Source organism: Streptomyces sp. AMJ-169 (assembly GCF_055597585.1).
Genome location: NZ_JBVLTJ010000030.1, coordinates 21,668 through 36,598, shown reverse-complemented (window position 1 = coordinate 36,598; position 14,931 = coordinate 21,668). Strand labels below are relative to the sequence as shown.

Genomic DNA, 14,931 nt, shown 5'->3' with positions numbered 1-14,931 from the left:
GGTCTTGAAGGCCGACGTCACGCGAGCCCCCGAAATAACCAACAGCGTCCTTGCCGAGCACCGGGGGCCACCAGCGCGGACACCGATCCAAGCCCACCGCCCATCCCGGACAGTCCAGCGGTCGCGTTGCCCCGTGACCGCCGAAAGGCGATCCTGCATGCCCACCACCCTGCCCCCGCTCACCCGCATCGCCGACGCGCTCGGCGTCCCCGAGCAGCGGCTCCGCACCCTCGTGCTGGAACACACGGCACCCACCCCTGACGCGACCCTCGCCGCGCTCACCGTGGAGGAGGCCGCCCGCCGCCTCGGAGTCGGCCGCACCACCATGTACGCGCTCATCGCCTCCGGCGAGGTCGGCTCCGTCCGCATCGGCCGCCTGCGCCGAGTGCCTGCCAATGCCCTGGCCGCCTACCTCGTCAGCCGCTCCCAGGCTCCCGCCCCGATCGTCGCCCTCGCGGCCTGAAGGGGGCGGACATGGCCAACTCCCGCCAGCCCAACGGCGCCTCCTCGATCTTCCTCGGCAAGGACGGCAAGTGGCACGGCTACGTGACCGTCGGCGTCAAGGACGACGGCAAGCCCGACCGACGCCACGTCAAGCGCAAGACCCGAGCCGACGCCACCAAGGCGGTCCGCGAACTGGAACGCAAGCGCGACTCCGGCACCGTCGGCAAGGCCGGGCAGACCTGGACCGTCACGACCTGGCTGACCCACTGGGTCGAGAACATCGCAGCACCACACGTGAGCGAGAACACCATCGACGGCTACCGCGTCGCCGTCTACCACCACCTCATCCCCGGCCTCGGCGCGCACCGCCTCCCCAAGCTGGAGCCCGAGCACCTGGAGCGCTTCTACGCCAAGATGCGGAAGGTCGGCAGCGCCGCCGGTACCGCGCACCAAGTCCACCGCACCGTGCGCACAGCCCTCAACGAGGCGGTACGCCGAGGTCACCTCACCGTCAACCCCGCCTCCGTCGCCAAGACGCCGCGCCTGGAGGAGGAAGAGGTCGAGCCCTACACGGTCGAGGAGGTGCAGAAGCTCCTCGACCTGGCCAACAAGAGCCGACACCCGGCGCGTTGGGTCATATCCCTGGCACTCGGACTGCGTCAGGGCGAGGTCCTCGGGCTCAAGTGGACGGACGTCGACTTCGAGCTGCGGGTCATCACGGTCCACCGCAACCGGCTACGGCCCCGGTACGAGCACGGCTGCGGCAACCGCTGCGGGCGCAAGCCCGGCTACTGCCCCCAGAAGGTCAACATCCGACGTGAGACCAAGGACACCAAGTCCCGCGCTGGACATCGGCCTATCGGCATCCCCGAACCTCTGATGCAGCTCCTCCTCCATCACCGGCGTGAGCAGGAGCGCGAACGGCGACTGGCCGGAGACCTCTGGACGGAGAAGGGATACGTCTTCACCTCTCCGACCGGCGAGCCTCTCAACCCGAACACCGACCACCACGAGTGGAAGGATCTCCTCAAGGCGGCGGGCCTGCGCACGGGCCGTCTCCACGACGCCCGTCACACGGCGGCGACCGTGCTGCTGATCCTCGGCATCTCAGACATGGTCGTCGACGCGATCATGGGCTGGGAACCCGGCAAGTCCGCCAGGATGCGCCGCCGCTACCAGCACCTCACCAACCGGGTGCTCACGGACACCGCGGACAAGATCGGTGGCCTGCTGTGGCCCCTGCCCGAGGAGTCGCCTGTCGGCTGATCGTGGCCAGGCTGAGGGTGAGGATATCGAGGGCGAGTGTCCTCACCCTCCTGCCGTCCCGCCCACCGAGCTCTGCTCGTTGATGAAAGAGCCGATTGGGGCGATTCACTCACCACGCGTCAGCTCAATTTATCTCGGTGGGATCATGGCTGTGTCGGCGCGAGGAGAATGATCCTGGGATCCTGCATCTACCCGGCATGGGTCCTGTTATCGACCTGATGCATCGTTGGTCGCCACGGCCCTCCCGGCAGGGATAGATAGCGTAGACGCAGGCACTCGCTCCTGACGTTGCGCAAGGGTCGTGCTTAGTTCCACAGTCGCTAGATACCACCAGAAGATCCAGTCGAGAAAGGCAGGGTCGTAATCCTGCTGCTGTGAGGCGTCCCGGTGACGAATCTCGAACTTGTTGGCAATCATAAAAAGGGCGCCGTCGTCGGGCTTTCCCAACTCGGTGCGGATCAAGCCGCGACGTTCCTCGAGGATGCCTGCGAGAGCGATGATTGCAGAACGCTTTTCCTCGGTCGAGGCATTCCGGCTGCGGTATAGGGCGATGGCGTGTTCGGTGCGCTGCCTGATGTCGGGGTCGGGGACGGCGAGGCTCCGGTGCACTAGGTCAGCCCGAGCCTCGTCTGTGACTGCCACCAGTCTGCCTTGGTCTTCCCCCTCGTCGGCAAGGCGATAGTGCAGGCCAGATCGTTCGAGCAGGCGGTTTATCCTCCAGCGGTACAGCACTCGTGCGGGTCCGCTGTGGAACTCTCGGTGGTGCCAGCCGCATTGATCCCAGTTGTGGAAATGGCGATCACGCGGCCGAGAAACGAGATCGTGGAACACCTCTATGAGGCCGAAGAAGGTGTCCTCGTCCCACTCCTGGGGCCTAAGCGGCCAGAGACCGCCGATGCCGAGACGCAGCTCCAGAACATTGGCTGGATCTGGAAGTTCCTCGTCGACATCGACGCACTCCTCACCGAAGTACTCGACCAGATATCCGCTCTTATGCAGTTCCATCACGATGCGGACGAAGTCAAGGCGTATTGCCTCGGGATGCGGAGGCTCCGCAGGACTGGCTATGCCCTTGCGATGTGGCCAATAGGGTCGCGGCTCGGCATATGGTCGTAGCTCGCCGACTCGATCAATCAGTTCGCGGAACCACGACATCTGCGTGACTACAGGAGGCTTCCCCCAGGGAGAGGCGTCGGACTGGCCCCACGGGTCGTCGGCTCGAGGAGCAGAGGCTGGCAGGCTTTCGAAGTCGGAGCAGGCACTACCTCCGTGGAACGCCTCGGTAAGAAGCCACTCAGCCCTCGACGTCCAGTCCCGACGACCGGACGACGCCACGCGGTTGGCTTCGGAAGCGAACAAGGCGGCGGGCCAGGTCAGCTCGTAGTTGCTGAGATCGATCACCAAGGTCCTCCCCCGCGGTCCGGCGACGGGACGACTGCGGCGGCAGTAAGTCCTTTGCCACGTCAGCCACCAGTGCCGGGAGCATACCTACAGGGGTGGACACGAAGTGCTCTCATCGCACCCAGATGTGGCCGGCGGGTTCTCGTCATCTGGCGGCAGCCAGACAGGCAATCGCGTCCTGGCAGACCGCAGCTCGCGACGGTCTGATGGTCTCGATGTGCTTCCGCTGGGATCGTCCACCTCAGTGCCGTGGTGCGCGCCGACCACTCGAGCTTGATCGCGCCAACTGCAACCCAAACTGCGCCCCTCAACGTCGAAGGGCCCCACCGTGAACGGTGAGGCCCTTCGACATCGTGCCCGGTGAGGCACTGGCGGAGGATACGAGATTCGAACTCGTGAGGGGTTGCCCCCAACACGCTTTCCAAATGTTCGTGTGGGGGTTCGGTGGGGGTCGTAGATGTCCTGAGCTGCGGCGGAGCGTTCGGGGTGACTTCGTGCGGACGAGCCCGGACGGGGGTGAATGAGACCGGAACTGAGACCAGTCAGTCCCGGCTTCCATGATCATCTAAGAGTTCTCGGGGCTCGCCAAGCCAGTAGGGGAGCTGGGATGGCGTCGGATTACACGTCGGTACCGCAGGCTTCCTTGAGGATCTCGATGCTCTCTTGGTCCTTGGGCTCGGAGCGCCGGAACTGGGGATGGCCAAGGTCCATTTGCAGTGCGGCGTGAAGTGGCGCAGGGTAGCGGGTTCGGTCGGACCACGAGAGTGCCTGATGGCTGAGTCGAGCTGCGGCGACGGCGAGGGTCTCGCGCTCGTACCCCTCGCGCGTGTACATCGGCGTGATTTCGCGCGTGGTCATGCTGTACCAGGGGGAGTTCAGCTCGTTCTCCTTGCGCTCGTCAGCGTTCTTTGACGCCTTGCCCGGGTCGGCGCGCCAGCGGGTCTTCCACTGTCCGTGGCGCTTCTTGCCGTAGTTGCGGGGCTCGGTGAACAGGAACCACGGATGCCCCTCGGGACGGTCTTCCGGGTAGTAGAGGTCGCTGGAGGTCTTGAGCGGCTTGGTGGTGCCGTTCTTCAGCTTCTCGGTGACGGAGACGAGTCGTGGCATCTCGGCCTGCGCGCAATTCATGCGGATGATGCTGACGGGGTTCCAGGAGGCAGGCAGGCCGCTGCCTGGAAGCCACAGGCGGGGGTCGTCCGGGTCCGGGGTGAGACCCTGCTTGTTGTTGTGGAGGCCGGGCCACACGCGGCGGCTGGCGTGGCCGTCGATCATCAGGGCGTACGGGAGCCCATCGAGCTCGTCGCTGAGGTCTTGGAGGGCGGTACGGACGTCGTCGCCGGCCTGTGCCCAGCGCTGCATTTCGCCTTGGCCGTCCTGCGTGTGCAGAGGGTAGTTGGAGGCGTGGAAATTGCTCTGCGCCCGCGCGTAGTGCTCCCACTGCGGGTGGATATTGCTCCAACCGATCATGCGCCAGGTCTCGCCGGCCTTGCGGGACGGGATCACCGCGGTGGCGGTGATGATCCTCTTGGGCTGTCCCTTGTACTTGCGATCGGTGGCCTGCTTGCGGATGTGGATGCCCACGAAGGCCATGCGGGGCAACGGATACGGGTCGTCTTCAGGGTAGAGAGCACGTTCGAACCGGTCGTCGATCACGCCGCACGAGCGGTACAGGTCCAGCTGTCCCATGTAGACGCGGTGGTCTTCGAACGCCGCAGCGGGCTTCTTGATGGTGCTGAACGTCTTGGTGAACGCGTCGTACGTGCGGCCTACCAAGAACTGAGACGGCACTGCCGCCTTTGCGAGCTCCCGTACCACCTGGTGTTTGGCGTCATTCTCGGCGAGGGCGGATTTCACCTCGGCGGGCTTCATGCCTTCGTGCTCTTCCCCGCGGACGGGGAGTTCCGTCTCGCACCAGGCTGCGAGGAGCACGCTTGGCTCTGCGAACTGGCTGATGAGGGCCTCGACGTCCGAGGCCCTCTCCTTACCAGGGCCGTGCTCCAGCAAAGCCTTGGCGTTGCAGAAGACTGCCTCGATGCCCTCCGCGAGAGGCGTGGTGTCCTTCCCGTTGGGGTCGGGGTCGATGTGTTCCGGGTCAAGGCCGTAGGGGTGGGCGAGACCATGGATCATGCGCGTGAGGGTCTCGTCCCGGTACCAGAGACACAGGATGCGGAGTTTGGTGTAGCCGGCTGTTTCGATAGAGCGCCGGATGCTGTCGGGCGAGGGATTGCCGATAAGGTCGATGTAATCCCCGTCGCTCTTTCGCTTCTTCTTCTCCTTCTCCTGCGTCGAGGTGGCAGGTTCGTGGTGCCGCTTGCCGAAGACATTCCCCTTCGACTTCAGCTCGAGCAGAGAGACGGCGTCGCCGAAGGCGCGCCGGATCTGGTCCTGGAGAAGAGAGAGCTGGTAGATGCCGGCGCCAGTACCGACGGCGAAGGAGTCCGTTTTGGGCATGGTCGGCCGGATGGTGCCGGGCGCGGGTGTGAGGATGTCGATCCTCTTGCCGTCTTCGTCCCTGAGGTTCAGGCGGTGGCGTTCGTCGGCAACGCGTTCCTCCAACGCCGTGAGCGCTGTCCGGTCGGCGTCGAGTTTCGCCAGGATCTCCAGCGCGTGCTTGTTCGCCTGGCGCAGGCCCCATCCGTCCAGAGAGAGGGACAGCAGGGGGCGCTCCGTCCCTTGATCGAGCAAGGCAGTGCGCGCGTGGACCACGGTGTTGTTGACGCGGCGGATGTGTGCGTTCAGGTTCAGGACGGGGTTGGGCTCGGCGGTGTAGGTGGCCATCTTCACCGAGACGCGGGACATGGCGTACTGGACTTGCGCCCTCGTGGGGTCGTTGGGACGGGCGGTGGCGGCTTCGCTGAGGTTGACGGGGTGGGCCAGGGAGGCGAACAGCGGGCCGATGGGGTGGTCCCATGCGATCAGATCGCCGTCACTGTCGGGTCGGTAGTACACGGCCGCGGTGTTGGTGGACGGCTGCCAGTTGACGATGCGTTCCTTCGGCACGCCGTCTTTCGTCTCGTACGGCTCACGGACCGGTTCCACTTCCGTGTCCAGGAGCGGCTTAGCGGCCAGTTTCTTCGCGATATGCCACTTCACCGCCTCATAGGCCCAGCTGTCAGGGCTGGCTGGTCTGCCGTTCTGCTGGGCGAGGATGTTCTCGGCGAGACTGAGCGACTGCGGCGTGACACCGGCTACCAGTTTCGCCAGGGCGGGTTCTTCCATGAACGGGATTTCATCGAGAGGGATCTTGCGGACGATCCCTTCCAGGTAGACGAAGACGTTCTTGAGGACGCCGGGTTCCACGGGGCTGAGCGTCACCATGAACGCCAGGTTTCTGTCCAGGTACACGTACCCGTCGGTGATCTGCTGGAGAACGGTGACCGCGATGGAGTATGGAATCAGGAAGGGGTCGGAGTCCTGTATGCCCGTTATCCGCTTGCTGTTGCGGGCGGCCGTGCTCCCCAGGTCGCGCCAGGCCCTGCGCGTTGGCGAGTGGTAGTCACCGAATTCCCAGACCAGGGCGGTCATGCCGTCCAGGAGCTGTGGGGTGCACTTGATCGATGTGGTGTGCGCGGTGAGATCCCGCTGCGTGTTGCGACGCCCCATGGACGGTCTTACCTCTTCTCTCGACTCTTCTCCCGGACAGGAAAGCAGCCCCCGCCTGCGCCGGGGAAGGACGGGGGCAGACGTAGGTCGTTCAGAGCATCTCGCGATCGAGTCCTGCGTAGGTGAGAAACGCCTGAAGTGCTTGACCGTAGAGCTCATTCATGATCGCGCGCTGCTCCGGGTTCCAGTCGGCATAGATCTGCTTGATGATCGTGGCCAGGTCGGAGCTGAACTTCTGGTCGTGGATGGCGTGGTCCACGATGTGCAGGGTCATGTCGGTCTCGCCTCGGCGGGCTCGTCCGGCGAGTTGGATGAGCAGGACGAGCATTCCTGCGACAAGTTCCTTGCGCAGGTCGTGGTCCATGTTGGAGAACCGGGCCGGGGAACGGAGGATCTTCGAAAGTTGTTTCCAGGAGGCTTCCTGGGCGCTGCGCAACTCGGCCAGCGGGGTGTCACTGCCGCCGACGGGGAGGGTGTTGACGCCGGCGGCGTTGACGCTCGCGTGCAGCCAGTCGGTGTCCTCGATGCTGAGGACGGGCCGTACACAGAGGTAGATGTCGCGGACTGCGGAGCGTGTGCCCACGACGATGTTCAGACCTCGTCCGATGACAGCGAGGGGGGCGATCAGGATTTCCCCGCGGTCGGGGAAGTCCTTCAGTTCCTCGCGGACCATCCTGTCTACGTGAGAAGGCAGATTCTCCTCGTAGTTCTGTTTCTCGGCCTTCTTCACGAGCAGGCAGACTCGGTGGTTCAGGCCGTCGGCTTGCGCTACCCCGGAAGCGAGGTGGGCGGCCTGCTCGTAGGAGTTGACGGTGAGAATGACACGGGCTCGTTCCGGCTCCCGCCTCTCCAGGTGGGCCAAGCGGCGGGCGAGCTGCTGCTCGTAGAGTCCCCGCCCGAGATCTCGCAAGGCGTTGGGCTTCAGTTCTGGTGGCAGACCACCGATACGCATCGCATCGCCCGCGCCACTGCGTACCGGAGTTGCGAGGGTGACGATGGATTCGGGGCGTGTATCGGGCAGCCACCATCGCACCGGGGCGTGGATGTGCTCCTGCACGGCCTGTGGCAGGTAGGCGGTGGCCGACAGCCCCATGACGGGCCGCTGTACGCCGGCGGTCAACAGCGACGTGAGGCCGCCGAGTTCGGAAACAAACGTATGCGGATCGCCTCCGAACGAGCGGGAGAGGAGCTCGGCTTCCTTCTCCTTGTTGTCCATGCCCTTGACCTGGTAGCCGTGGATGGAGCGGCCTAGCATCGCCAAGGGATACAGAGTGGCCACTGTGCTGCTGCGCATGGTCTCAAGGATTTTGCGGACCGAGCCCAGGTCGAGGTAGCGCAGGGTCTGTGCCTGCGCGCGCAGTTCGTCGAGTGCGCCGTCGAGTTCGCGCAGCACTGTCCGGGTGACCAGCAGGTTGATCACAGCAGCCTGCTGGTGTGCGTCGGGTACGAGCCCGAGGAGAAGCTTGCGCATCTCGTCGCGAGTGTCCGTGAGATGGTCCTGGCCGCGCTGCGCTGTGAGCGTCATCAGGGCGGTCTGAACGGCGTCCCAGTCCGCGCCTTTGGGGAAGTCGAACTCTTCCTCCTCCGGCTCAGAGCCGTACCAGCGGGCGGGCATGATCTCGTTGAGGAAGGCGAACAGCTCGGGCGGGATGTCCTCGGCCGCAGTCGCTTCGGGGAAGAGGATCTGGAGAATCTCGCGGTCCCGTGAGTGGGCCAGACGCCACCCGGTGTTGTCACGGCTGGCGCCGTCAGGGCCGTCCGTTTCGTTGCCGGGATTCAGCTTCAGCCCACGTCCGGAGCAGAGCCACAGCAGCAGCATCTCGGCCATGAGGCGGGCATGGCTGACTGGTGAGACGAGCCCCATCTCGTGGACAACGGGAAGGTTCTTCGCGTCGGAGTCGATCTCCCGCAGTGCGGTTGTCCTCTTCCGGGACGCGAGAGTGATTTCCGAGGTACAGCGACTGATCGCTGCTGTCTGGAAGGCGTCGATCTCGTCGATCACCAGTGCATCGCAGGAGCGGAGGGTCATCTCCAGGACGCTCATGCCCCGGGTGCCGCGCGCTTGACCGCGGAACTCCTGCCCGTCCAGCACGACACCGATGCGAGTGCGGCCTTCGAGCAGGTTTGCGTGGTTGGTGACGATGACTGCCGCGTTGGTGGCCTGGTAGAACTGGTGGAATTTGCCGCACGTCGGTGCGAACGGACAGGTCAGCCGGTTGGAGCCAGTGGCCTCTGAGGTCAGCGAGGTGCAGTTCTCTTCCCCGTGGGGGTACAGGGTGGGCGGGTCCATCAGCGCCCGCTGCGCGCATCCGGTCGACAGAAGGCTGATGTCCGTCCTGGCGTGACGGTCCCACTCATCGATCTGGGTGGAGGTGCCCAGGGCTGCGTAGTCCATGGCGCGCCGGTGCATGCTTGACGGGGACATCAAGGGCGTGCAGTGAGTGGGCTCGGTGAGACGTTTGATCTTGTGGAGATAGGCTAGATCGTTGTTGATGTCCCAGGCCATCTCCAGGGTGGCCCGGACGTCTGTGACGGCGAGAGCGATGCGGCGGTCGTTCAGAGCGGCCCAGGAGGCCAGAACCCTCACCAGGACGGTTTTGCCGCTTCCTGTGGGAGCGTTGAGCAGCTGCAGATCGCCAGCAGTCAGGTCAAGTTCGGTCAGCGCCCCCGTCGTCGTCTTCATGCTCTTGAAGAACCGCTTGAGCACCTTGTGCAGGTAGCGGACGCGCTTGTCCTGCCCGCTGAGCGTCTTGGCGACCTCCAACAGCTGATCCACGGTCGGTGCGACCCGGTCGCGCTGTGGGCGGGTGTGCACCTGAGGCAGGACTTCGTGTCCGGGTGCTTCCAGGAAGCCCGGCGTTGCCGGGATGTGGATCTCCCGGCTGGTTGTGCCGTGCTCCGGGCCCAGGTAGGCAGTCCTCGTCTTCAGTTTTCCAGGGCCGGCGAATGCCTGTGCCTTGGGGCGCTTGCCGAAGGTAAAGAAGGGGCCGGTGACGCGTTGCACGTACCCGAGGAAGTCACCTCCCATCCGGGGGATCGCTGCTTCTGCCAGGTATGGTTCTCCGGGCGGCAAACGCAGCGAGCCTCCCGAGCGGTCTTCGATGTCCGGCTCGGACGACAGAACTCCGAGCATGGCCAGCACCGAGGCCCTGAGCTTCTTCGTGTCCGTCCACTCCTGAGCCATCAAGGTCATCACTTGGCGGATCAGGTTTCGTTCGGCGACGGGCAAGTTCGGCCATTCTGACCAGGCTTGCGGCTTGCGGTGAGCGAAGAACGTTGCCTCCTCGAAGCCTGCCAGAACGTGTCCCTCGTCGTCCTTGCGCGGGAAGTAGTGCGCTGCCAGCGCGAGCGCTCCGGCGAGGCCGGCCTCCGCCCCTGTCATGTCCCCGCTCATGCCTGGCCTCCCTTGACGTGCTTGACGACCATCTCCAGGTAGTCCGTCGCAGTCATTGCCGCCTTCATCCCGTGTCTGCGGCACACTGCGTTGAGCTGATCGACCTGCTCCTTGCGATGGTCGGGCACCACCAGATACTCAGCCCCGCCCCGGTCGCCGCCATCCATGTCGAGTTTGCTGACCAGGTGATTGGGCCAGGTGTAGTCCTTGAAGTCGGCCATGAACCGAGGCTCATCGTTGTTCTCATGAGTTACCCACAGGTCACACTGATCGCCGTTGGGCCACAGATGCGAAGTCCAGGGAGTGCCGTCGAGGCTGGCTGAGACGGCCCGATGAAGAGCCAGTTCGGGAAGCCCGGGCACAACGGTGTATCGCCATACCGGCCGCACCAGCGCTACCGTCTCCAGCACCGCTCTGGCCTCCGGCACGAGCGGAACAGCACCGGTCCACAGCTGAGCAAATCGCCCTGATGGCACCCGGCACTCGAACGTCGGGCTCAACTCGGGAGCTGTCTTACGGCGAGTAGTCACGACGAACTCGTAAGACGCGCCCGTTTCCTCATGCCAGGGGTACAGGCAGCGCACCTGCCCGCGAATGCGCCCGCTGGATCGGTCTGTCGTCACCTTCATCGGCCACTGACAGGCCGGGCAAGGCCACCACCAGCCGTTGTACTGCCCGTACTGGGAGATTGGCCCATAAAAATCGTTCGCACGGGACGGCAGGTTGAGGGCGGCGAGGTCCTTCCTCGGGACGGTCGGATTCTCGACCAACGTCCTGCGGTGCCTCTCGTAGAACGGGCCCTTGATCGCGCTGAAGACGGACTCCTGGCTGTACTCGTCATCCAGCTTGGGCTTGGTCACCTGGCCGTTGAATTTCCCGACTTTCTGCGCGGCCCGCATGACACGCTGCGCCTCATGCCGGAAGTCGAAGCCTTCTTCGGTTGCGACGCCGTCGCTCTCCAACAGCCGTACGCCCGCCAGTTCGTCGGCGTTGATCCATTCTGGCAGTAGCCGCTCGAGAGAACCCGCTCGTTCACCGGTGAGTCTGCCCATCAGTTCGTCGAAGGGGATGTGGTGGCCGGGCCCGCATGCGGCCATCAGGATCCCGTGGGCTTCCATGAGGCGGTCCAGACGTTGGGGTCCGCTCAGGTCACCAACGGCCATCGCGTGCTCGCACACCGCGAATGCCTTGACGATTTCCAGCAGGACGTGGGTTTGCTGGACCGTGGTCGAGTCTCCGTGTCGCATCATTGGCAGGGAGGCTACGACACGGCACTGACAATGGGCCTGGAAATCACTCAGTCGATCATGAGAACTCCGCTGCGATGCAGCCGACTTCGACGTTCGGGTACAAAGAGCGGTAGGTGTCGATGTGGTCGGCGATATGACGTCGCCCGGAATCGGTGAGGAACCAGCGGTACGCCCCGTGGTCCGCCCCGTCAGGGAGGCGCAGAACAATGAAGCCTCGGCTGGGTGTACGCCCGTCGGGACTCTGGCCGACGGCAAGGTAGTGCGGTCCCCGTCCGGCGAGGCTGCCGTCCACGCCTTGCACCCCTGCCTCCGCGACACGAACCACGATTTTCCACAGCCACGGTGACAGCAGCGTTGCGGGTGGTGCTGGAACAGGCGTGACTCCGAGCGCTGCGCGTGCGACCGCTCGGCCGCGCCGAGTCATCTCTACGCGCGTACGAGGAACATCCCCTAGTCCTTCGACATATAGACGATCTCGGTAAACGGTGATCAGGCCCCGCCTGTCCAGCGCGCTCACGGATGACCCTGTTCCCGGATCGTGAATGCCGGCCTCCCGGAGCCGCTCTTGGATGCGGGTGAAGCCGACAAGGTCGGCTGGAGCACTGAGGGCCAAGGTCAGCCGACGCCATGCTGCAGCAGGCCGCTGAGCCTCCCCTGCATAGCGATTCTGGCGCTGTTCCTCTTCTGCTTCCTGGTCCTGGTGGAAGATGCACGTCAGGTAGCTGCGTTGTCGCTCGTTGAGCTCGCGCCAGGTTGTCATTGCCGTCTCGGATGTGTTGCGACGTTGACGGACCGGAAGTGCGGGGGCGGGGTCGTTCGGGCGGGTACGGCGCCAGGCGTCAATGACTACACGGTCGGAAATTCCATAGACCTGGGCCAGCATCCGAGCCACCTTGCCCTGAGTTTCAGGGGACAGCCAATCCCGCCCGCTCACTGGGCGGCCACGCTCAAGGTCACGAACCTTCTTGGCGCTGATGTGGAGACCTTGCGAGGCCCGCTTGCGTCGAAGGAGCGAAGCGACCTCGGGGGCGCTCATACCTGCCCGGCGACGTAGATCCTGCAGTGTTTCGGTCCCCCGTTCGCCTGCTGTCAGGTCTTGCGCGTCACAGCGCAGCACCTTCAGGAGACGCCCGAAAGTTCGGTCGCCTACCGCTTGAGTTCCCGCCTCCCAGCGCCGCACGGACTCAGGGGAGACACCAGTGGCCTTGGCCAACTCCTGCACGCTCATGCCTCGAAACCCACGCTGCTGTTCCAAAGCCTGAGGAATGAGGGACTGTGCCATGGCTCCCAGCAAAACGCAGTCGACGGGTCGGAGCAACCACCACCCAGATTCGAACGGTACCGAGTCAGCTACCTGCTTCTCGTAGACGCCCATTCGGAAGGCATCCGGGCTGGGCCACCCGGAACCGGTTCGTCTTGGTTGCTGCGTGCCTTGCTACATGTCGGTATCAGCCAGCCTCTCCCCCGAGGATCGCCTCCCTCGCAGCCCGTGCCCAAATGGCCTGCTGGCGCGTCGTGAAGCTCATGCGGTTCCAGTGGAAGAGGACGTGCCGGGCGAGGATGCTCCGTGTGCCGAGCGCGAGCCGTCCTTCGCGACCGGCGTTCCCGAGGCTCTGGCCGCCGCGCTTCATCGCGTCGGCCCAACCGGCGAGAGGAACAAGCGAGTTGCCGACAGCGAAGGCGGGCTCGGTGTCGGCGGCCAGGAGTTCACGCACCGCCTCGGTCATGGCCGTCACCCGCTCCGGCGGAACATCATCAGGGAGAGGCCGCTTGGCTTCGACACGTGCCCACACGTCACCCTGTTCGCCCCACTCCTGCCCGGCGGCGCGCAGGAACAGGCTGGTGATGATCAGCGAGGTCGCCTTCGCGTCGAGCGGGACGCCATTCTCCGACCCCGAGTCACGCAGGTAGTCGAGCACTCCCACGCTGTCCGCGTGGAACAAGCTGTGGGCGATCCTCATCCCCTCGGCCCCGCCGAAGGCCACCGTCTCGGCCTCGTACGGCGACGGCCACCACCGTCTCACCACACCCCACGAGACCGCGCTGTCGAGAGCTTCCCGGAGGCACTCTGGCGTGTACCCGGCCCGCGACCGTGGCCCATGGGCGAGCCGGAGCCGCCAACAGGGGAACTTGCGAACGAACCACCAGGCGCGGATCTCCCCGACGGCACTCGCTTCACCGAGAGGCGCCAACAAGTAGGTGAGGAAGGCGGATTGGGCACTCGGGTAGTCGGTGAACTCGATGTTCACCTGCTGCCAGTCAGAGGACGCTGACCGAGCGTCGAGCGCCGTCCGTCCAGCGGCGCGGTACAACTCGACGGCCTCGGCCAACTGGCCCGGTGACGAATCCAGCCGGATGGAGACTTCCTCGACCGGCGTTCCGGACAGGACGGCGAGGACCGCTTGCTCAGCCACTCTGCTGTCGTGCAGGTCCACCTGCCGCTCCCCTCTCAGCTCCTGTCACACGAGAAGCAGGCAGGCATCCCAGTCACCGCCTACAGTCTCGTCCGCTTTGACGCCCTCGAAGGCGAGCGCAGCTCCGGCCGAGCCTTCGAGGAACCCCGCTTCCGTCGGCGTCTCGGCGGCGAGGAAACGCTCGCTGAGCTGCGGAAGGAACCGGGTGAAGGCGGCGGATTCGTCGGCGTCCTGGGCGACGCGCTGGACGGTGCGCAGAAGACCGCCGACGCCGTGGCACAGCCCCTGGCCGGTGAGCCTGTCGAGCTGGTGGGTGTCGGCCAGGCAGGACAGAAGTGCCCGTTCGGCCATGCGTTTGCGGTCCGCGTCACCCAGGGCGAGAGCCGCGAGTTGCTGCGCACGGGCGATACCGGGGGTGCCGTAGCACCAGGACGGCGTGTCCAAGTGCTGGTGGACCGCCGTGGTCGCGTTTGTCCATCGTGGCCAGTGAACTCCCTGACGGTTGCTCACCCGTATCCGGTCCAGCCATCGGCAGATCCGCCGCATGGCCTCCCCCTGGCCGGGCACGGTGACGCCGCGCAGCTCGGCGAGCGCAAGAAGGGCCAGCGGGCCGGTGATGCCGTGGGTGAGCCCGGCGTTGGCGTGGCCGCCGGGGGTGGGTGAGCCGAGATTGACGGGGCTGTGGGCCACCCACCAGCCGAGGCGGCTGCCGGAGAGCGGCTCGGTCAGGCGCACCAGGTACTCCAACACCTTCTCCAGCTCGCCGACTTGACGGTCGCGGCGGCGCAGCAGGAGAGCGCCTACGCCCGTCAGGCCGCGGAGAAGGTCGTACTCGGCGAAACTCGTCGGCTCGCCGCGGTCGATGCGAGCGTGAGCCGCTGCCAGTCGGCGCCGGGTGTGCTCGGCGACGATCCGGTCGAGTGCGCACAGAGCGCCCGCGTAGCGGTCGCTGTCGGCGGCGGCCAGGTGCAGGGTGTACGCCATCGCGGGAGCGCCGAGGAAGAGGTTCGCCTCGGCGCCGTCGATGAGGGGGCCGGTGGAGGCGAGTTGGCGGTGGACGGACTGCCAGGAGCCGGTGCCCCGGTGGGCGCGTTCGATGTGGAGCAGGGCGGTGCCGAGGGGGCCGTGGGCGAGGGACTGCCTAAGGGCGGTGTCCACG

The 14,931-nt window shown here is 65.4% G+C and carries 9 protein-coding genes; 2 read left to right on the top strand and 7 right to left on the bottom strand.

Annotated elements, in window-relative coordinates; all coding sequences use genetic code 11:
• Positions 1-157 precede the first annotated feature (157 nt).
• Together ACYUD3_RS38125 and ACYUD3_RS38120 are read left to right on the top strand one after the other, a co-directional pair.
• Entirely contained in the window at positions 158-463 is a 306-nt protein-coding gene (locus ACYUD3_RS38125; RefSeq protein WP_470980974.1) for a helix-turn-helix domain-containing protein, read from the top strand.
• 11 nt (positions 464-474) lie between these two features.
• Positions 475-1,710 (top strand): tyrosine-type recombinase/integrase, encoded by a 1,236-nt coding sequence (locus ACYUD3_RS38120; RefSeq protein ID WP_470980971.1) that lies wholly within the window; start codon positions 475-477, stop codon positions 1,708-1,710.
• 207 nt (positions 1,711-1,917) lie between these two features.
• On the opposite strand, the gene ACYUD3_RS38115 is transcribed toward ACYUD3_RS38120, so the two are convergent.
• The 7 genes from ACYUD3_RS38115 to ACYUD3_RS38085 form a co-directional block, all read right to left on the bottom strand.
• Positions 1,918-3,114: a hypothetical protein gene (locus tag ACYUD3_RS38115; RefSeq protein WP_470980969.1), complete on the bottom strand. Its 1,197-nt coding sequence runs from the start codon at positions 3,112-3,114 to the stop codon at positions 1,918-1,920.
• 615 nt (positions 3,115-3,729) lie between these two features.
• Positions 3,730-6,714 (bottom strand): RNaseH domain-containing protein, encoded by a 2,985-nt coding sequence (locus tag ACYUD3_RS38110; RefSeq protein WP_470980966.1) that lies wholly within the window; start codon positions 6,712-6,714, stop codon positions 3,730-3,732.
• A gap of 91 nt (positions 6,715-6,805) precedes the next feature.
• Positions 6,806-10,108, bottom strand: a complete 3,303-nt coding sequence (locus ACYUD3_RS38105) for a hypothetical protein (RefSeq protein WP_470980963.1) — start codon at positions 10,106-10,108, stop codon at positions 6,806-6,808.
• Entirely contained in the window at positions 10,105-11,358 is a 1,254-nt protein-coding gene (locus ACYUD3_RS38100) for a restriction endonuclease-related protein (protein WP_470980960.1), read from the bottom strand. Before ACYUD3_RS38100 ends, ACYUD3_RS38105 begins: the two co-directional genes overlap by 4 nt.
• 55 nt (positions 11,359-11,413) lie before the next feature.
• Positions 11,414-12,640 (bottom strand): helix-turn-helix domain-containing protein, encoded by a 1,227-nt coding sequence (locus tag ACYUD3_RS38095; protein WP_470980957.1) that lies wholly within the window; start codon positions 12,638-12,640, stop codon positions 11,414-11,416.
• Between the two features lie 166 nt (positions 12,641-12,806).
• The gene (locus tag ACYUD3_RS38090) at positions 12,807-13,793 is read right to left on the bottom strand and encodes a thiopeptide-type bacteriocin biosynthesis protein (RefSeq protein WP_470980954.1); all 987 of its coding nucleotides are present in this window, start codon (positions 13,791-13,793) and stop codon (positions 12,807-12,809) included.
• A gap of 24 nt (positions 13,794-13,817) precedes the next feature.
• Positions 13,818-14,930, bottom strand: coding sequence for a lanthionine synthetase C family protein (locus ACYUD3_RS38085; RefSeq protein WP_470980951.1), 1,113 nt, complete (start codon positions 14,928-14,930; stop codon positions 13,818-13,820).
• Position 14,931 lies beyond the last annotated feature (1 nt).